The sequence below is a fragment of the Virgifigura deserti genome (genome assembly GCA_003576685.1).
Lineage (GTDB): Bacteria > Pseudomonadota > Alphaproteobacteria > Dongiales > Dongiaceae > Virgifigura > Virgifigura deserti.
Genome location: QOZR01000019.1, coordinates 23,014 through 41,912 on the forward strand (window position 1 = coordinate 23,014; position 18,899 = coordinate 41,912).

The following is an 18,899-nucleotide window of genomic DNA, read 5'->3' on the forward strand; positions in this document are numbered from 1 at the left end:
CCGTCCGCCGGGGCGGGCATCATGCCATCAGGAGCGGCTCAGTTCGCGAACAGGTCGGGCACCGCGGTCACGATCCAGGGAACATAGGCCGCGAGCGCGAGAACCAGGATGTTCACCAGGAGGAACGGCAGTATCGCCCGCGAGATCGCCCAGATGCTCCGCCCCGAAACGCTGCTCATGATGTAGAGCGTCAGCCCGACCGGCGGCGTGATTGTGCCGATCATCGCGGCGATGACGATCACCAGCGTCATGTGGAAGACGTCGAGCCCGAGGGCCTTCACGACCGGGATGAAGAGCGGCAGGGTGATGAGCAGGGCCTCCATGCCGGACAGGAAGGTGCCGAGCACGAGAACCACCGCGATGATAATCGCCTTCAGCAGGAAAGGACTGAGCGTCAGCTCGGTCGCCGCGGCGACCAGATGCTGGGGAATCTGCGAGAAGACGAGGACCCAGGCCAGCACCATTGCCATCGAGGCGATGAAGAGGACCTCGCCCGTCGTCTTGACGGTCGAGACGCAGCACTCCACGAACCGGCCCAAGGAGATCTCGCGGCGCAGGGCGCCGATCGCCAGAACATAAAGGACCGCCACGGCCGAGGCCTCGGTCGGGGTGAAGAAGCCGAAGACGATCCCGCCGATGACCACCGGCGGCATCATCAGGTCGATGAAGCCGTCCTTCATCGACAGGAGGAATCCCCGAACCCCGGGGAAGGGGTTGGAGGGGTGCCCGTGCACACGGGCGAGGACGTAGGCGACGATTCCCATGCCGATCCCCATGAGGACGCCGGGGAGGATGCCGCCCATGAAGAGGCGCGTGACCGAGACGTCGACCATGGTGCCCGCGACGATCATCGGGATGCTCGGCGGGATGATCGGGCCGACGGCGGCGGAGGCGGCGGAGACCGCCGCCGCGTAGTCGGGGTTGTAGCGCTCCTTGACCATCGCCCGCCACATGATCGTCCCGATGCTCGACGCATCGGCAATGGCCGCGCCCGAGACACCCGCGAACACCATGCTGGACAGGATGTTGACTTGGGACAGGCCGCCTCTCATCCAGCCGACGACGGCGTTCGCAATGCCGATGATGCGCGGCCCCATCGAGGTCTCCATCATCAGTTGGGCCGCGAAGATGAAGAGCGGGACGCTGAGCAGCACGAACTTCGACAGGAAGGCGAAGACGAGCTGCGGGATCATCAGCAGGTTTACGTCCGCGACCAGCAGGTACAGCGTCGAGCTGCAGGCGAGCGCGAAGCCGATGGGCATGCCGAAGAGCAGGAGGAAAACGAACGAGGCGACGAGGGCGAGAAGGGCCATGTCTCGATATCTCCTCGCTCAGCCGGCCTTGCCGGCCGGATCCGTCCCGTCCTCGCCATCCGGAGCGGCGCGCCCGGAGCGCAGCGTCGCGACGGCGTGATGCAGGAGCGCCCAGAGGAGAAGGATGCCCAGCACGAGAACACCCAGGTAGAAATACGCCATCGGCAGTCCGAGCGCCGAGGCGTGAACATCGAAGTTGCGGCGCATGACGTCCACGGACTGGTGGATCAGGATGCCGAGGAAACCGGCGATGAGCACCATGAAGCTCAGCGTAACGACCTTTCGCGCGCCCGCCGGGAGGAGATGAACGATCCCCTCGACGGCGCCGCGATATCCGTCCTGCTTGAGGGCGATGCCGGCGCCGATGGCGGTCAGCCAGACGATCAGCAGCCGCCCGAGCTCCTCGGTCCAGGGCGGCGCCGCCGGCAGGAAATGGCGTCCGGCGATCTGCAGCAGGACCGTGCCGAACATCGCCAGGATAGCGACGACGGACAGGGCGCGGAGGAACGCTTCAAGGGGTGATAGTTTGCGCATGAGCCAACCCTCCACCGGGGAGCCTTGCGGGGAATTCCGTGGCGAACCTTGCCGGCCGATCCGCCTGGTGCGTTGAGAAACAGCCGCCGGGCCAGAAGAGATCCGGCACGGCGGCTGCAGATTCCGTCCCTATTCGATGGCCTGAACGCGCTCGATCCAACCCTTAAGCTGAGGGAACTGGTCGTAGGACCGGCGAGCCGCCTCCCGGAAGGGCGCGAGGTCGGGCTCGGTGATCTGGAACCCGTTCTCCTTGAGCGTGGCTTCGGCCTCCGCGATCTCCGCCTCGGTGATCTTGCGCTCGAACGCGTGCGCCTCTTGCGCCGCCTTGTCGATCGCGGCCTTGTACTCCGGCGGCAGCGCCGCGTACTTCTCGGCCGACATGAACAGCCAAACCGGCGCGAAGACGTGATTCGTCCGGGCCCCGTGCGGCGTCACCTCGTAGGTCTTGCGGGCGACCATGTGCGGGAAGGGGTTCTCCTGGGCGTCGAGCACGCCCTGGCGCAGAGCCGTGAAGACCTCCCCGAAGGGCATCGGGACGGGCTTGGCACCGATGGCCGTCCAGCCGGCGATCGCCGACTTGCTTTCGGGCACCCGCAGCTTCATGCCCTGGACGTCCTCGACGGAGTCGACCGCGATATCGACCGTCGACAGCTGCCGCGGCGCCCGCGGGAAGTAGGTCAGGACCTCGAGGCCGGCCTTCTCGCGCACGAGGTCCTTGAGGGCCTGCCCTCCCTCGCCCTCCTCGAACCGGATCAGGTGGTCCATGTCCTCGAAGAGGTAGAGCAGCTGGTAGAGGTTGACCTCGGGAACCCAGAGGCTGATCGGCTCGAGGGAGATCGAGATGTCGTTGGTCCCGGTGTCGATGATCTGCTCGATCAGCTGGCGCTGCTCGCCCAGGAGCGCGGAATCGTAGATCTGGATCTGCAGCTTTCCATCCGTTTCGCGTTCCACGACCTCCTTGAACTTCTGCGCCGCCTTCCCCCAGCTCATGTCCGGCGTGAAGCCGTGCGCGAAGGTCAGCATCATCTCTTCCTGCGCGTGGGAGACGCCGGGAAGAGCCGCGGAGGCGGCGACAAGGGCGGCGCCGAGCAGGGCGTTTCGTGCGGCGGTAAGGTTCACTTTCGCATTCCTCCCGTTGGTGTTCCGTCGCGTTTCGGACTGCGGCCGACCGGCCGCAGGCGGGCCTTGGTGCGGCCTCTCACTTCCGTGTCCGTCACGCTACGCCGCGAGTCTCTGGGGTCAACCGACGAATGGCCCGATCAACGCCTGAAACCGGATTTCTGGAAATAGTTTCTAAGGACGATGCGGCACGCGGGCGCCAAGTAGCTCAGAGGAAACGGCAATTTCGAATGTTCGAGAATCGCTCAAGGTCAGAGCGTCGAGACGTCGGAGACCATCGCCAGCAGCTTCGACGCGTATTCCGGGCCGTGCTGCCGCAGGCGCTCGACCGGGGCGGCGACGCCCACGGCATAGTGCTGGTGCGCGAAAGCAAGCGGCGCCGCAATTACGCCGTGTCCCAGCCGGATCGTGTTCTCCGATACCGCGTATCCCTCTTCGCGGCACCGCTCGATCGCCCGCAGCACGGTGCCGGGATCGCAGTTGTCGGGCGGCGGGAGGATGGCGTTGGTTCGGCGGATGATGCTATTGACCGCGCGCCGGTCGAGAAAAGTCATCAGCGACCAGCCGAGCGCGGTGTGGACCAGGAACCGCGTGGCGCCCGGGCGCTGTGGGGGCGAACCGTACTTCTCGCCGACATTGATGTGCAGATACTGCATGTAGATGTCGTTGCGATGGGCGAGGTAGATGAGCTCGCCCGTCTCGGCGCAGAGCTGCCGGAGCGCGCTCATGCAGGTCTCGCTCGGCAGGTCGTGCGCCGCCGACCAGGTCCCGAGATGGGCGAGGCGCATCGTCGGGATGTAGGTCCGCGCCGAGCGGTCGTGGCGCAGGTAGCCCAGCGCCGCCATGCTCTTCAGGATCGCGGAGGTCGTCGACATGGGATACCCGAGCCATTCAACGATCTCGCGCAGGCTGAGCGGCCGCTGCTCGGATTCGAAGAGCTCGAGAATCTCGAAGATGCGCGCGACCGCCGGCGTCGCCGAACCGGCCATTCGATCGTGTTCCGTCCGGGTGATTACCGGGATCATCGTCGAGCTTGCCGCCATAGGCCGCAGTGGGCCTCCCTGGAGGTGGAAACCAAGCGCCAGTCGGCCGGTGCGCCAGCCGGTTCTGTAGAGGGCCGAACTTGACCAAGATGGCCTTTCGGCGTCAAGTCCTCCGTCCCATGACGAGACGTAGGCTGCGGCTAAGCTGTTCGCAGGTATGCGGTCCAAATCCTCAGGATTCTGCCTTTTGCAGTCATTACCTACGTAATCTTCTCGGCGAAGAGCTACGCGTTCCGAAAGGATTGGCTTGCCGCATGCTGAGCGGCAAGACCGAAGTCCCCTTCGACGCGGACGTGTCGATGTCGATTGCGGTCGAAGGGGATGTAACCCCAAGGAAATCGAGGAACTGCGATTCCGCAAAAGTGACTTCCAGTATGTCGAGCTTCACCCCTATGACCCTTACGGGTGAGAGGAACGAGTCGACATGCGATCGGTGGAGAGATCGGGGTGCGACCAAGCCCTGAGCGCATGGGAAAGCGCACTGATCGCATTCCATCGGAAACCTGTTTTCACCGAGCACTGGACTGCGGCTTTCGGTGGTATGCCAAATGTCGGCTAATGGCACCTCTGAGACGTGCCCGCCGATCTTCGGTGACGACTGATTTGCGTATGAGAGCCAACCTGTTGCCGATACGCTCGAATTGTTAGCGGCTGACCGATTCTGTTGAAGAACTCGGTGCCGGGCGAGAGCTGGTGGGGATCGGCATAGGCGCAGGCTCGCCGAGACCCCTTAGGAATGAGTTGTCGGCCATCTCTGCTCGGACACGGCTTTCACCGGCAGTCTGCGGCGGCTGGTCGAACGTAGCGACGAGTGCAATTACCGGCGCTAGAATTAACATAAGCGTTAGTGGCGCTGCGATGCAGATCATCGACCGAAATAGAGGATATCCTCTACTTCCGGTCGTGAATTCGGCGGTAGCTACCTCCTCCGTTTCCGCGCGCGCCTTGCCGGCCGAAGGGCACGATCCCGATCCGCTCGATCGGATCACTCTGCGGATCGAACGTTTCATCACGGTTGAAGACGGTTAGGGCAATTGGCATTGCATAGTCTGCGATCCGATCAGCCCACCCGATGAGCGCTCCCCATGATGGAGCGCGAGAAGCTCCGCAAGTGCTCTGGGGCGATGAACTCCGGGCCGCGGGATCCAGTCCAGCTGCACCCACACGGCCCCGGCCGCCACCGGCTCTCCCCCTTCGCGCGCGACGTGTTCATCGACGTCGACGAATTGGTAGCTTCGTCTGCCCGTTAGCAAGCGGACGGCGACTTGGCGACAGCAAAACCGAGCTACGTGCCGCCACGTAAGGTCGGCGCTGGCCTGAGATTTCTCAAGCAAGGGAGAAAGCCGCGTCGGCTCCGGCAGTGCGAGCATCTGCCGGTATGTTCGCGTGAAGATGCCCGAAATCGCTCGTTCCAAGTATCAATCGCTGCAAGCCTGGAAAAGGCGTTTATCCTCGACCTCCGATGACAACACCGCGGTGACGGCGATCGCGACGGCGGCGGGATCGTTTGCCGCGGTCGCCTCGCGGTGCGCTTGTATCACCCATTCGGCATCTCCCCGCCGCTCTATCTGATCGGCGTTGCCCCATAGGCCCCAAGTCGATCTATCAGAATCTCGCGCTCGCGCCGGGTGGCATAAGGAACGCCGAGAACCGGGCCGCTCGGGCGCCGCAGAATGCGCTCGAGCTGCTGAACCGCATCGCGCTCGAAGTACAATGCGGCGCGACACGGCTCGTCCCGGCGCGCCGCAGCCTCGAGGCAGAGCCGCCAGAGCGTCCGATGACCGGCCTTGGTTGGCCGGGCGAAGTTCCAATGTTCTTCGGCTCCGTGAACCAGGCCGACGATAAGCCGCCGGCCCTCGGGCGCGGTCCTGAACACCGGCAGGTCGCCCTGCGCAGTTACTTCGAAGATCGGCGGCGGTTCGCCACCGGGATCGACCAGCAGTCGCGATGACGGTATGGAGATCAAATGGTGGAACAGGGCGTCGCCAAGCACCGGATCGTCGACCGCGAAGGCGAACGCGCCACAGGCAGGATTCGCGGCGATCGCGGTCGCTAGGCAGGTCTCAATCTGGCCGTGATCCGACACACGAATGTCGACGAGCGAACTCACCTGCTTCAGGTGCAGCCAGATCGCGCGCCCGACCCCCGTCGTCGTGAAGGCGCCACCGAGCTCGGGGTCAAGGTCAGGCACGCGGCGCGTCCGAATGATCCCGGCGAAGTACCAGTTGTCTTCGTGCTCGATCCGGAAGAGCGCTGGGCGGTCGATTCGCGGAACCGGGCGCGGCGCCTCAACGTGCCGCCACTGCCGCGCGATGATCTCAAGATGGCCAGGCGTCATGAACAATGCTCCTCAAGATTCAGGTTCTCTTCGGCCAAATGGCGATATCTGCCTGCAACCGGCAGGTCCCAGATCGGTACGCGGTCAGGGTCGGCAGGACGGCGCCGGGTGAAGCTCTGACGGGCGCCGGTTTTGGTTTGAAGAATTACGACGTTGGGCGTGGCATCGATCACCCTCCGGCGAACGAGAAGCAGCACCAAACCGGCCCGATCGAGACGGACCAATGGCGCCTCGTGGCTGGCCCCGAACAGGTCGCCCGTCTGCCAGCCAAGGGCTGCCAAGGCGGCCCCCCAGTGAAGCAGGAGATCGCCGCCGGCGTCGATGAGCCGGTCCCACACGGCCGGCGAGACACCAATCGGGCGACCGTCCGTCACCATACGGCCAAAGCCATCCGCCCACTCGCGCGGAACGCTGCGACACAGTTTCTCCACCAGGGGAAGTCGCCACGGCTTATTCGGCGCACCGATGGAGCCAAGCCCATCATCGTGGGCAACCGGGGCAATCGGGGCAACTGTTGTCCCGATTTCAAGGGTTTCCTTGACGTTGCGGCGGGAACGATCGGTTGCCCAATCCGCGGGCTGCTGGGCAACCTGGGCAACGCCGCCTCGGAGGGGTAATTGCTCAGCCAGAATTGCCCAGGTTGCCCGGCCGGCACGCCGATGGGCAACCGCCTCGAACGGTCCCTTGAGCACCGTCTCTGGCGGGTTTGCTGCGCCGGTTGCCCAAGGTGCCCCAGTTGCCTCTGAATTTCCGGCATTCTCCGGCGCAAAGACGGCGAGCAAGTCCCTAGTCATGATTGCCTCCGTCGCGAAGGATGCGCGCTGCCAAGTGATAGTAGCGAGCACCGTTTGGCATGCCCGGGAAGGTGTGCCGACTCTGCGGCTTGCCGTCGAGCTTGTCGGGAATCAGGAGGCTGCGCCGCACCAGCTCTTTGGAGAGCACGCGAGCGTCGCGGCCCCGCAAGAGCTCAGACTTCCACGACGCCGGCAGGACGAAGTACTCGACTTCATCGGCGCCATTCACGCGGCGGAAGCCGACGCGGTTGACTGTGCGCCGATCCTTGTCGTCCCCCTCGGCTGGCGCGAACCTGCTCTCGCCATGCGCCTCGATGAACTCGCGGATCTGGGCGATGCCGGCCGCGATCTCGGCGGGGCCATGCCCCCCGCGCGCCTCCAGCCAAGCCCCAAAGCATACCGCGGCCGCCTTCATTGCCTCGCCGCGCGGCCAGGGCAGAACGCCCATGGTGGTCGCCAGTTCGCCCGCCGCGGCGATGAGGCCGAACCGGCCAGCGACGCGACTGACTTGCCCGTCGGCGCCGGCCGGGCAGTGCTTCGCGACAAAGTTACGTTGGTGGCCTACAATCGCTTTGGCCGCGCTATCGATCTGGCCGGCCACTTTCTCGATAAATGATCTTGCGGCGGTTCCGTAGGAGCGGCTCGCCGCCTCCTTTAGTGCGCGGGCGAAAGCATCCGCACTGGCATGGCCATGGAGGTCCTCAAACAGTCCCAGGCCGCGGCCGGCGTCGGCTGGGACGTCGATCACGCGGACCTCTTGACCGGCAGCGATTCGCCGCCCGCGGCCGTCTTCGGCGAGCTTGTCGGCGATCCCGATCTCGCCACTGGACAAAAACATCAGGCGCCATTCGAAGCTCGGTCGTGCGCTGCCGCCACGCCCGGCCCGAGCCTTTCCGGCTCCGTTCACTATCATGTAGGCCCCGGCTCCAGCCACCTTTGGCTCGGCCTGAGACAACTCGTCGAGGACGAGGAGAGCGTCGCATAGCGCCGCGGCTATGGCCTCCAGGCCGTTGTCGGTTGTGCGCCACTGTCGGACATATCCCTTGACGCCGCCGCCGCCCCAAACCGACCCGGCGGCAACAAGCGCCGTTGTTTTCCCGACAGAACTCGCGCCGCGGAGATGGAAGCCACCGTTCTCAGCTCCAATAACAGCGAGCAGGGGAGCCGCGAATGCGACCGACAGGGCCAATACCAGCCGCGAATTGCCGACTGCGCATGATGCGACATTGTCCTGCCAGTCTTGAAGCGTGCCCGCTGTTTGGAACGGATTGTCGCCCAAGCTCGGTGTCTGCAAGACAATCTGCTCACCGCGGGTGTCGCCGATCGTGGCATCGGGAAAGACAAAGAACGATCCATGCCAGCCGGTTCGATCGACCGCGCGGGCCAGCGCATCCGTCCGGACTGCGGCCAGATAGCGCGGGAGTTGCTCACGCGCCTTCCGATCGGGAGCGACATAAAGTCCGCGGTCCAGGAGGTACGCCCGAAGCTCGACGCCATCGCCGGCGAGCAGCGATCGCGGCATGGCCCATTGATGCCGTCGCCCGTCGCCATCGTTCCAGGACATCAAGAGTCCCCAGTTCCGACCGTCACCGCTGCGCGTCCCTGCCTCGATCGTAAAGGGACCGGAGATATGGAGATCCGGCTTCTCTGGATCAGGGTTAATCCACCAGAGACCGTCCTCGCGCATCCGGAACTCCCGCGCGATCATGATAGCGACCGGATCGAGCGCGGCCTTCTGTGCGTCGAGGCCACCGGTTGCCCCCGCGCCATCCCTGATTCGACCTCCGCCATCGAGGTCGTTCCGGATCAGTTCGCGTCTGGAGGATACCCCGGATCGTTGAGTTGCTGTTTGCTGTTCTAATCTGGTATCTGTCTTCTGCTTCTTACAGTTTGTTGCCTTAGATTTCGCCGCTTGGGTTGGGGCCGACCGGTGGTCTTTTTCGCGCGCTGGGCTCATTCCGCATACTCACTCGTGGAGTGTCGGAGGCCAGCAGCAATGAATGCATCCAGATCGGATTTGCGATACCGGACCGACCGCGACAGCTTGATATAAACGGGTCCGCTGCCCTCAAGCCGCCATCGCTGCAAAGTACGTTTCGAAACGGGACGCGTGCCACCGAGGTAACGCCCCGCACCTTCTTCATCGAACAGCAGTTCGTTCATGTGCATCTCCGAATCAACTTGGCATTGCCCATGCCGGTGCGTGCCAGTGAGAAACGGAGAGACCGTAAGCAGAGTTATGGCGCCTAGTCTAAATAGACACTCGATCAACCACCGGATTTATGGCGCAGTTGACGGACCAAATACCAAGCCCGCCAATGGGACATGTCGGGGACGAACGCCATAGCAGCGGCGAAAAATCGAACCGCCGGGGAGCTAGGCTTACCTGACTTTGCGCTACCAGTCGGGCTGAAAGTTGTTCCAGCACCCGGGCGGCTTCCAGTGATGTCCTCGTAAACAGCGGCAAGAAAATTTGCGTAGTTGCTCAAGGGCCAGTTGTCCTGATGACCACCATGAAAATCGAGAAGGCCAATCGGATCATTTAGGGCGACCTCGTAGGCTCGCCGCAGATCTTCTCCCCGGAGAATTTCCAGGTCGTCATTCAGTCCGAGCGAGCCAGCACCGTACTGGATAGCCTCCAGTCGGGCTTCTAGCGCCATCGCCTGCTGAAACTCATCCGGACGCCCGTCCCTCTGGCCGCGTTGCATCTCCCGCGCCAGACGGATCTCGGTGCCTAGTTTAGCCATATCAAGTCGCCCCCGATTCACCATTCGGCGGAGCCGTCGCCAAGCGTTGGGATCGTCAGGAAGGCGCTGTTGATCCGCCAGAAGACCCGTTTGGCACCACAGCGCTTGCTGCCGTAGCCGCGGAAGCCAGGCTCGGGTTATCGCCGTGCGTGGCTTTTGTCCAATGCGCGCCAGTTCCCAGAGGCACCGCACAAGAGCCGCCAACTCATTTCTGGTGAAGGGTTCAGTTTCCCAAGTGACAACGTCCTCATGTTCTCCGTCGAGGGCGGTTAGCCACTGGCGAGAATTACCGTCCTTACCTTGCATTTTTCGCTCGATCCTCTCGCGGGCTGCGCCTTCGGCCACTGGAGGAGTTGTTGTGTTCGATAAAACCAGGGAATCTACAGACAGACCGATGGCCGACTCATCAGCCATCGTTGCAAGCTAGGTTGGCCGGTCGAAGCTGGTTGCTACTTGGTTGCTGCCTCAAATGAGTCAGGAGTGAACCAAGCGTAACCCATTGATTTATTGGCGCGCCCGGCGGGATTCGAACCCACGACCCCAGGATTAGGAATCCTGTGCTCTATCCTGCTGAGCTACGGGCGCGGCGCGCGAGGCGCCGCTGACGGACGCTCGCTTAGGCGCACTCTACACAAGGCGGAAGGGATTGTCGCGGGTCGCGTTCCCGCCCAAGGACCCGCCCGTGGACTCGATTGTCCCGGCAGCTCCGCGCCATTGCTCCTCCGGAACAGAACCGGTCAGGACGGCGTTAGTCGGCCAGAGGGGACCGTCGGTTCCTACGAGATGGTGGAGAGAGCCCTTGGCCCCGACCCGTGGATCATCATCCGAACCAGGTAAGCCGGCTCCACTTCAGATCGACGAGGACATGCCCGTCCAGCGCCGAAGCTGGACCGTCCAGCGGGTCGGCTGGATTGTCATGGCCCTGGTCGTGATCGCCGCCCTCCTCGGCCTGTTCTCGTCCGGCCCGTTGAGTTCGACCACCGCGCAGGGCGCGGCAGGGTCGGTCCGGATCGAGTATGATCGTTTCGAACGCTTCCTGACTCCCTCAAGGTTACGCGTCGTCTTCCCGGCGGCGGCCGATGCCAACGGAACGGTGTCCCTCCGGTTTTCCCGCTCCTATCTCGAGTCCATTCAGATCGAGCAAATCCAGCCGGAACCGCGGCAATCGCTGACGGCGGCGGATGGGGTCGTGTTCGTTTTCAGCAGCGCGGCCGCAGATGGGCCTGGAATGGCGTTCTTCGCGATCAAGCCGCAGGAGATTGGCCTCGTCCAGGGCAGGATTGGCCTCGCCGGGCAGCCGCCGGTCCGGTTCACGCAGTTCGTCTATCCCTGAGCGGAGGAGGGAAGGTCATGGACGCCGTGCTTCGAGCGTTCGCCATCTACGCGGTCCTCCTGGTGCTGTTCCGGATTTCCGGCCGTCGCACCCTCTCTCAGATGACGACATTCGATTTCGTGCTGCTGCTGATCATCGGAGAGGCGACGCAGCAGGCGCTTCTCGGCGAGGACTTCTCCCTCACCAACGCGTTCCTGGTGATCATGACGCTCCTCGCCATCGATATCGGGCTGTCGCTGGTGAAGCAGCGGTCCAAGACGGCCGAGAAGCTGATCGACGGTGTGCCGATGATCATCGTCGAGAACGGGCGCCTTCTGCACGACCGGATGCGCAAGTCCCGCATCGATGAAGCGGACGTCCTCGAAGCGGCGCGCCGGCTTCAGGGTCTCGAGCGTCTCGATCAGATCAAGTTCGCCGTCGTCGAGGTCAGCGGCGGTATCACGGTCATTCCGAAGGAGCGGATATAGCCGCCCGCGCCTCATGCCTGGGCCTTGAATCGCTCCATCGCCTGCACGAGCGCGGCGCGGATGCCGGGCTCCATCGCCGAATGGCCGGCGTCGGGGACGATCACATACTCCGCCTCGGGCCAGGCGCGGGCCAGCTCGTCGGCGGTGATGATCGGGCAGACCAGATCATAGCGCCCCTGGATGATCACTGCCGGGATCTTCCGCAGGCGATCGATATTGTCGAGCAGCGAATTCTCCGGCAGGAAGATGTCGTTCAGGAAATAATGCGCCTCCATCCGGGCAAGGCCGAGCGCCAACACATCCTGCCCGAAGGCCGTCACCGTCTCCTGGCTCGGCAGCAGGGTGCAGCAGGTTCCCTCATAGACGCTCCAGGCCCGGGCCGCCGGCATATGCACCGCCGGGTCCGGGTCGACGAGGCGGCGGTGATAATTGCGCAGCAGATCCTCGCGCTCGGCCTCCGGCAGGAAGCCAGAGAAGGCGCGCCAGGCCTCCGGCGCCAGCACGCGCATGCCGTAGAGGAACCAGTCGATCTCGCTGCGCCGGCAGAGAAAAATGCCGCGCAGGATCAGCCCTTGGACCCTGTCGGGATGGGCCTCGGCATAGGCGATGGCGAGCGTCGAACCCCAGGACCCGCCGAACACTAGCCAGCGATCGATGCCGAGATGCTGTCGGAGCCGCTCGATATCGGCGATCAGATGCGGCGTGGTGTTGTCGGTCAGCTCGCCCAGCGGCTTGGACCGGCCGGCGCCGCGCTGGTCCAGGATGACGATGCGGTAATGGGCGGGATCGAAGAACCGGCGATGAACCGCGCTGGCGCCGGCACCGGGGCCGCCATGCAGGAAGACGACCGGCGCCCCCTTCGGGTTTCCCGACTGTTCCCAGTAGATCTGGTGCGGGCCGCCCATCGGGAGCATGCCGGACTCGTAGGGTTCGATTTCAGGATAAAGCTGGCTCCGCGCCATGACCGCCTCGTGCTTGGTCCAGACAATCGCCAGCGGGAGTGAACGGCTGATCCGCACCGGCGTAACCTATATAGTACGGGCCATGTGTCGCTCGGTCGCCCTGTTTATCGTTCTGTCCGCGCTTTTCGTCGCGAGCACCGCGACGGTAGCGCTCGAGCCGGTTGCGCTCGAGACGGGCGGCGCGTCCCGCGTGGTCGAGGTCATCGACGGCGATACGGTGCTGCTGGAGGACGGGCGCGAGGTCCGGCTAGTCGGCATCCAGGCGCCGAAGCTGCCGCTCGGCCGGCCCGGGTTCAAGACCTGGCCGCTCGCCGACGCCGCCAAGCGGGCGCTCGAGGATCTCGCCCTCGGTCGGACGGTGAGGTTGGCGTTCGGTGGCCGTCAGATGGATCGGCACGGGCGGGCGCTCGCCCACCTCTATGACACGGTCGATGACCGGTGGATCCAGGAGGCGATGCTCGCCCGCGGCCTGGCCCGCGTCTACAGCTTTCCCGACAACCGCGCGATGGTGTCCGAGATGCTCGCGCTCGAACGCGAGGCGCGCGACGCCGGCCGCGGCATCTGGTCCGACCCATTCTATGAGATCCTGACGCCGGAGGAGGCGGCGGACGCGATCGACAGCTTCCAGCTCGTCGAAGGGCGGGTCCTCGAGGCCGCCATCGTCCGCGGCCGCGGCTATCTCAATTTCGGCGAGGATCATCGCGCCGACTTCACGCTCTATATCGACCCCGAAAGCCGCCGTCGGTTCGAGGCCGCGGGCATCGACATCGAATCGCTGAGCGGGATGCAGATACGTGTCCGTGGCTGGCTTAAATCCTATAACGGGCCCGAAATCGAGCTGACCCATCCGGAGCAGCTCGAACTGCTCGGGGATTGAGCGTCGCGGGTGTTCAGCGCCGGTTCAGCTTGTCCGTGCAAACAATGTAATCACGGAGGCACAGAGACACAGAGGAAGGCTGCTCCCGGCATTTTTCTTCTCTGTGCCCCTGCGTCTCTGTGGTTCAAGAAGGAGGAATGTTTTTGACGCTGCGCCACCTGCTTTCCATCATGCCGATCGTTCTGCTGTCCCTGGCCGCTTGCGCCGTCAATCCGGCGACCGGCGAGCGGAGCTTCACCGGCTTCATGTCGGAGGCGCAGGAGATCGAGGTCGGCCAGGAAACTCATCCGAAAATTCTGGCGGAGTTCGGCGGCGCCTACGACAATGCGGCGCTGCAGCGCTATGTCGAGAGCATCGGCGAGCTTCTGGCGAGCACCACCGAGCGCCCGGATATCGACTTCACCTTCACGGTCATCGATTCGCCGATGATCAACGCCTTCGCGCTGCCTGGCGGCTATGTCTACGTCACCCGTGGCCTGCTGGCGCTGGCCGACAACGAGGCCGAGGTCGCGAGCGTCGTGGGCCACGAGATCGGCCATGTCATCGCGCGCCATTCGGCGCAGCGCTACAGCCGATCGGTGCTGGCGCAGATCGGCGCCATCGGTCTCGGCATCGCCACCGGCAGCGGGGAACTGGCCAATCTCGCCGGCAGCGGGGCGGCCGTCTATCTGCAGAGCTTTTCCCGCGATCAGGAGTTCGAGGCCGATACGCTGGGCATCCGCTACATGGCACGGGCCAACTTCGATCCGCAGGCGGCGGCCGACTTCCTCGCCAAGCTGCAGGCGCACAGCCAGCTCGAGGCGACACTCGCCGGCCAGCCCGAATCGACGGACAAATCAAACATCATGGCGACCCACCCGCGCACCGTCGACCGGGTCCAGCGGGCGATCGAAAACGCCGGCGCAACCCAGGTGACGGACCCGATTCTCGCCCGCGACATCTATCTCGACCAGATCGACGGCATGCTTTACGGCGAAGACCCGTCGCAAGGTGTCGTTCGCGGCCGGCGTTTTCTTCATCCGGATCTGCGCTTCGCCTTCGAGGTGCCGGAAGGCTTCACCTTGCGCAACAATCCTAATCAGGTCATCGCGCAAGGACCGGGCGACACCCTCATCGTTTTCGATCTCGCGCCGAAGCCCGGCAGCGACAGTATGCTGACCTATCTGACCCGCGAATGGGCCGGCAATATGAACTTCGCCGACGCGGAGCGGATCGAGATCGACGGCATGGAGGCGGCGACCGGATCGACCCGCCTCCGCACCCAGCAGGGTCCGCGCGACGTCCGCCTGGTCGCCATCCGGTACGACGCCGATACTGTCTATCGTTTCATGTTCCTGACGCCCCCCGACCTGACCGAAGAGCAGTCGCTCGGCCTGCGCGAAACCACCTACAGCTTCCGCCGGTTGAGCGAGGCGGAGGCGGCCGCGATCGAGCCGCTTCGGGTGAAGATCATCACCGTCCGCCCGGGCGACACGGTGGAGAGCCTGGCGGAGCAGATGCCGTTCGGCGATTATCGGGAGGAGCGATTCCGCGTGCTCAACGATCTGCCCGAGGACGCCGGGCTCATCCCCGGCCAGCGGGTCAAGATCATTTCCGGATAGCGAGGCGGTGAACCGCGCTTCGCGGCCGGTGGCCCGAGAAGAACGGCGCGCAGGCTGGCGGCCGTCGATCGCGACGGTGCTGCTGTTCGGATTCGGCGGGCTGGTGGCGCTGGCGGTGGCCACCGTGCTGCTGATCTCGCTCCGGGTCGCCGAGCGCAACACCGTTGAGCTGCTGCGCAGCGTCGCTCGGCTGAACATCGAGCTTCTGGAGCGGAATCTCAGCAGCCATCTCACGCCGGCCCGCAACCAGGCCGAGTTCCTTGCCGACCAGCTCAGCCGGGGCACGATCCCCCTTGACGATACGGCGCGGCTTCAGGATCTGCTTCGCGGCTCTCTCGCCGCGGCGCCGCAAATCAGCGGCGTCGCCTATGTGCGCGATGACCTCTATGCCGTATCGGCGAGCCCCGATCCCGGTGCAGGCGGCGTGGAAGCCGGCAGCTGGATCGATCGCCCGGACGCCCGCCTCGCCCTGCGCCAGGGCTCGGTCGAGGACGGGTTCACCTGGGGGGAGATCCTCTATCTGCAACGGCTCAACAATACCTACATCACCCTGCACGCGCCGGTCCGCCGTGACGATGCCTTCCGCGGCATCGTCTCGGCCGTCGTCTCGATCAGCGAGCTGTCGCGCTATCTCTCGAAAAGCGAACAGCCATCGGGCGGACGAAGCTTCGTCCTGTATGGCCGCGACCGGGTGCTGGCCCATCCGGCACTGGCCGGCGGTCCGCGTGGTCTCTCGGCCGAAAATCCCCTGCCGGCGCTGGGTGAGGTCGGCGATGCGGTGCTGGCCGATATCTGGGACACGCCCGCCGAGTCTGCGGATTACATTTTGTCCTTGCCGGGAAGGCCGATCGCGAACCGAATCGTCGAAAGCGGTGGCGAGCAGTATCTGTTCCTTTATCGCGAGCTGACCGGCTATGGCGAGACGCCCTGGATCGCCGGGCTTCATGTCCGACTGAAGGACGTGAATGCGCCGATGCAGCGGCTGAACTTCGCCCTGCTGGCGGGTGGCGGGATCTTCGTGGTCGCCGCGGTCCTTGCCCTGCTGCTCGGCCGCAGCCTCGGCGTTCCGCTTCGCCGGCTGGAGACGGCGACGGAAGCCATTCGGAGGTTCGAGATCGGGGCTGCACCGCGACTGTCCGGAAGCCCGTTCCGCGAGCTGGACGCGACCTCCAAGGCCTATAACGCGATGCTGAGCGGGCTGAAATCCTTCGAGACCTACGTCCCGAAGCCGCTCGTGCTGCGGCTGATGCGGCAATCCGCCGAGATCGAGCTCGCGTCCGAGGAGCGGATCGTCACGGTTCTCTTCACCGATATCGTCGGCTTCACCACGCTCGGCCGACAGCTTCCGGCGCCCGAGCTCGCCGCCTTCCTGAATCGGCACTTCGCCCTGCTGGGTGCCTGCATCGAGCGGGAAGAAGGCATCATCGACAAATATATCGGCGATTCGGTGATGGCGTTCTGGGGCGCCCCCGCCGACGAGCCGGCGCATGCGGCCCGCGCCTGCCGGGCCGCGCTGGCGATCGCCGAGGCAGTCCGCGACGAGAACGCGCGGCGTCGGGCAAGCGGGGCAGCGCCCGTCGCGCTGCGGATCGGCATCCATACCGGCCCCGCCATTGTCGGCAATGTCGGGGCCCCCAGCCGTATCAACTACACGCTGATCGGCGACACGGTGAACGTCGCGCAGCGGCTGGAGCAGCTCGGCAAGGAGATCGACGGAAGCGGGCCTGACGGAGGCCCGAACGAGGTGATGGCAATAATCAGCGCCGCCACGGCGGCGTCTCTGCCGCCCGACATCCCCGTAGTTCCCCTGGGACCACGGCAACTCCGCGGCGGAGAAACGATTGAGGTCTTCCGGCTGATCTGAGAGGGCTACGAGGGAAAGACAGCCACAGAGGATTTTCTTTTCTCTGTGCCTCCATGGTTTCAAAAGCCGGACGGCTTGGACCTCACAGCAGGAGCCGAACGTCGCCGGCGCGCTTCAGCATCGACACCCTCAGCTTGTTCAGCGCGCGGCTCTCAAGCTGTCGAATCCGCTCTTTGCTGACGCCGAGTTCGGAACCAAGCTGTTCAAGCGTGGCGCCGTCCTCCTCGAGCCGCCGCCGGGCGATGATGACGCGCTCGCGGTCGGACAGCTCGCCGAGCGCTTCCGCCAGCCAGCGCGACCGCGTCGCGGCATCGCGCATGCCGATCACCACGTCCTCCGGGCTCGGCCGCAGGTCGGCGATGAAGTTCGCGCGCTCTTCGCCACTGCTTCCGGCGTCCGTGGCGCTTACCGGGACGCTCAAGGACTGATCGCCGCCCGAAAGCCGCAGGTCCATCGCTTCGACCTCGGCGGCATCGACCCGCAGTTCCCGGGCGATCGCATCACGCCCTTCGGAACCGAGCGGGTCGCCGTTGGGACCGGCGATTCGGGCGCGCAGCCGGCGCAGGTTGAAGAACAGCAGCTTCTGCCCCGCCGTCGTGCCGGTGCGCACGATGGACCAGTTGCGCAGGATGAATTCCTGCATCGCGGCGCGGATCCACCAGGCGGCATAGGTCGAGAACCGGATCTCCCGCTCCGGCTCGAAACGCGCGGCCGCCTGCATCAGGCCGATATTGCCTTCCTGGATGAGATCACCCAACGGCAGGCCATAACCGCGGAAGCGCGAAGCCGTGCTCACCACCAGCCGGGTATAGGACAGGATGAGTTCGTGCAGAGCGCCTTCGTCCTGCTCGTCGCGCCAGCGCCGCGCCAGTTCGAATTCCCGCGCGCGTGCCAGGAGAGGCATGCGCATGATGCCCTGGATGTATCGGACATTCGCCCGCTGGGTCGACGGATCGTCGATATGGGTCATTCCGCCTGCCGCTCCATCGGAGCTTTGCTTCGGTTCGCGTCACCCCACAGGACGATGTACGCAGGGGAGCGGAAGACGGATCAATCTGCCCGTCCGATTAGATTCGGAGCTTGATCAAGTCAGATTTCGATCAGGTCGACGATCTCGCCGCGGAGATCGAAGCAGGCAGCCACGAGCGGACCGCCGAACCCGCAACCGGCATCGATGCTGGTCGTGAAGGGTGTCGTCTGGACTCCGGCATGCGTCCGGTCGAAGCCGCGAACGACCCGGTTGAAGCCGCCATAGGCTTGGTTCAGTCGGGCAAATCTGCCGTCGCCCCACCAGAAGCTGTCGCTTTGCGCCGACAACGGCCGATCCGGATCGATACCCGCATGGACGAAGAGGAGCGCCCCGTCATCGGTGTAGGCCGCGCGGCGAAGCGCGCTCATCAGCGCGTAGTGGCCGGGGGCCGCTTGCATCGCCGCGCGCAGACTGCCGGTCCATCGGGTCAGCGCGAGCGCGCCGTCCCGGGCATGGTTCAGCCCCTGCTGGACATTGCCCCCATAAGCCGTGAGCGTCGCGTCGACGCCCTGCTCCAGCATCCAGGCGAGAACCTCGCGCGGGTTGGGCGCGAACTGAAGCTGCAGAAGCTTCTGCCACATCTCCTCCTGGCTGCCGCGCAGATAGGCGATGTCGAAGGTGAACATGTCGGGGCGGGCGAGCAGCCAGCGGCGGAAGGCGAGCAACCCGTCGACGGTGGCACGCACCGCCGCACCGTAGCCGAGATAATTTCCGAGATAGACCAGCCGGTCGCCGTCGGCGAACCGTCGGCCAAGTTCGTGATGGAGCGCGTCGAGGCGCTCCGCGTCACCATGAATGGCTGCGACCGCCCAGACCCGCCGACTCCGCCGCAATATGACGAACTTCTCTTGATTCGACATTAGAGTTCGACGGCTAT

The 18,899-nt window shown here is 64.7% G+C and carries 18 protein-coding genes and 1 tRNA gene; 6 read left to right on the plus strand and 13 right to left on the minus strand.

The window, feature by feature from the left end; genetic code table 11:
* Positions 1–38: 38 nt before the first annotated feature.
* The 4 genes from DT069_RS23200 to DT069_RS23215 all read right to left on the minus strand — a co-directional run bounded on the left by DT069_RS23200 (position 39) and on the right by DT069_RS23215 (position 4,009).
* The gene (locus tag DT069_RS23200) at positions 39–1,313 is read right to left on the minus strand and encodes a TRAP transporter large permease (RefSeq protein WP_119462729.1); all 1,275 of its coding nucleotides are present in this window, start codon (positions 1,311–1,313) and stop codon (positions 39–41) included.
* Between the two features lie 18 nt (positions 1,314–1,331).
* Positions 1,332–1,847 (minus strand): TRAP transporter small permease, encoded by a 516-nt coding sequence (locus DT069_RS23205; protein ID WP_119462730.1) that lies wholly within the window; start codon positions 1,845–1,847, stop codon positions 1,332–1,334.
* 129 nt (positions 1,848–1,976) lie between these two features.
* Entirely contained in the window at positions 1,977–2,966 is a 990-nt protein-coding gene (locus DT069_RS23210; RefSeq protein ID WP_119462731.1) for a TRAP transporter substrate-binding protein, read from the minus strand.
* A gap of 251 nt (positions 2,967–3,217) precedes the next feature.
* Positions 3,218–4,009 carry an IclR family transcriptional regulator gene (locus DT069_RS23215; RefSeq protein WP_119462732.1) on the minus strand — a complete coding sequence of 264 codons (792 nt, stop codon included), beginning with the start codon at positions 4,007–4,009 and terminating at the stop codon, positions 3,218–3,220.
* Positions 4,010–4,867: 858 nt separating this feature from the next.
* Between DT069_RS23215 and DT069_RS24800 the strand changes: the two genes are divergently transcribed.
* Positions 4,868–5,038, plus strand: a complete 171-nt coding sequence (locus DT069_RS24800; protein ID WP_162913405.1) for a hypothetical protein — start codon at positions 4,868–4,870, stop codon at positions 5,036–5,038.
* 535 nt (positions 5,039–5,573) lie between these two features.
* On the opposite strand, the gene DT069_RS23220 is transcribed toward DT069_RS24800, so the two are convergent.
* The 6 genes from DT069_RS23220 to DT069_RS23245 all read right to left on the minus strand — a co-directional run bounded on the left by DT069_RS23220 (position 5,574) and on the right by DT069_RS23245 (position 10,473).
* Entirely contained in the window at positions 5,574–6,347 is a 774-nt protein-coding gene (locus DT069_RS23220; RefSeq protein ID WP_119462733.1) for a hypothetical protein, read from the minus strand.
* The gene (locus DT069_RS24805) at positions 6,344–7,141 is read right to left on the minus strand and encodes a hypothetical protein (protein ID WP_162913406.1); all 798 of its coding nucleotides are present in this window, start codon (positions 7,139–7,141) and stop codon (positions 6,344–6,346) included. The genes DT069_RS23220 and DT069_RS24805 overlap by 4 nt, the downstream gene beginning before the upstream one ends.
* Entirely contained in the window at positions 7,134–8,828 is a 1,695-nt protein-coding gene (locus DT069_RS23230) for a DUF927 domain-containing protein (RefSeq protein ID WP_162913407.1), read from the minus strand. Before DT069_RS23230 ends, DT069_RS24805 begins: the two co-directional genes overlap by 8 nt.
* A gap of 266 nt (positions 8,829–9,094) precedes the next feature.
* Positions 9,095–9,304 (minus strand): helix-turn-helix transcriptional regulator, encoded by a 210-nt coding sequence (locus DT069_RS23235; protein WP_425450498.1) that lies wholly within the window; start codon positions 9,302–9,304, stop codon positions 9,095–9,097.
* Between the two features lie 104 nt (positions 9,305–9,408).
* On the minus strand, positions 9,409–10,302 hold the full coding sequence (locus DT069_RS24810) for a hypothetical protein (RefSeq protein ID WP_162913408.1): 894 nt from the start codon (positions 10,300–10,302) through the stop codon (positions 9,409–9,411).
* Between the two features lie 94 nt (positions 10,303–10,396).
* Positions 10,397–10,473, minus strand: a tRNA-Arg gene (locus tag DT069_RS23245).
* A gap of 280 nt (positions 10,474–10,753) precedes the next feature.
* Here DT069_RS23245 and DT069_RS23250 point away from each other — a divergent pair.
* Together DT069_RS23250 and DT069_RS23255 are read left to right on the plus strand one after the other, a co-directional pair.
* The gene (locus DT069_RS23250; RefSeq protein WP_119462738.1) at positions 10,754–11,221 is read left to right on the plus strand and encodes a hypothetical protein; all 468 of its coding nucleotides are present in this window, start codon (positions 10,754–10,756) and stop codon (positions 11,219–11,221) included.
* Positions 11,222–11,238: 17 nt separating this feature from the next.
* Positions 11,239–11,688, plus strand: a complete 450-nt coding sequence (locus DT069_RS23255; protein WP_119462739.1) for a DUF421 domain-containing protein — start codon at positions 11,239–11,241, stop codon at positions 11,686–11,688.
* Positions 11,689–11,699: 11 nt separating this feature from the next.
* Here DT069_RS23255 and pip read toward each other — a convergent pair whose 3' ends face one another.
* Positions 11,700–12,650, minus strand: coding sequence for a prolyl aminopeptidase (gene pip / locus DT069_RS23260; RefSeq protein WP_119462740.1), 951 nt, complete (start codon positions 12,648–12,650; stop codon positions 11,700–11,702).
* Between pip and DT069_RS23265 the strand changes: the two genes are divergently transcribed.
* The 3 genes from DT069_RS23265 to DT069_RS23275 all read left to right on the plus strand — a co-directional run bounded on the left by DT069_RS23265 (position 12,649) and on the right by DT069_RS23275 (position 16,992).
* Positions 12,649–13,527: a thermonuclease family protein gene (locus DT069_RS23265; protein WP_425450499.1), complete on the plus strand. Its 879-nt coding sequence runs from the start codon at positions 12,649–12,651 to the stop codon at positions 13,525–13,527. The genes pip and DT069_RS23265 overlap by 2 nt on opposite strands.
* A 137-nt stretch (positions 13,528–13,664) precedes the next feature.
* A complete protein-coding gene (locus DT069_RS23270) occupies positions 13,665–15,128 on the plus strand; it encodes a M48 family metalloprotease (RefSeq protein ID WP_425450500.1) in 1,464 nt (487 codons plus the stop codon).
* Positions 15,129–15,135: 7 nt separating this feature from the next.
* Entirely contained in the window at positions 15,136–16,992 is a 1,857-nt protein-coding gene (locus DT069_RS23275) for an adenylate/guanylate cyclase domain-containing protein (protein WP_119462741.1), read from the plus strand.
* 82 nt (positions 16,993–17,074) lie between these two features.
* Here the strand turns inward: DT069_RS23275 and DT069_RS23280 are convergent, their stop codons facing one another.
* Entirely contained in the window at positions 17,075–17,962 is an 888-nt protein-coding gene (locus DT069_RS23280; protein ID WP_119462742.1) for an RNA polymerase factor sigma-32, read from the minus strand.
* Between the two features lie 119 nt (positions 17,963–18,081).
* Positions 18,082–18,882 (minus strand): hypothetical protein, encoded by an 801-nt coding sequence (locus DT069_RS23285; RefSeq protein WP_119462743.1) that lies wholly within the window; start codon positions 18,880–18,882, stop codon positions 18,082–18,084.
* Between the last annotated feature and the right edge of the window lie 17 nt (positions 18,883–18,899).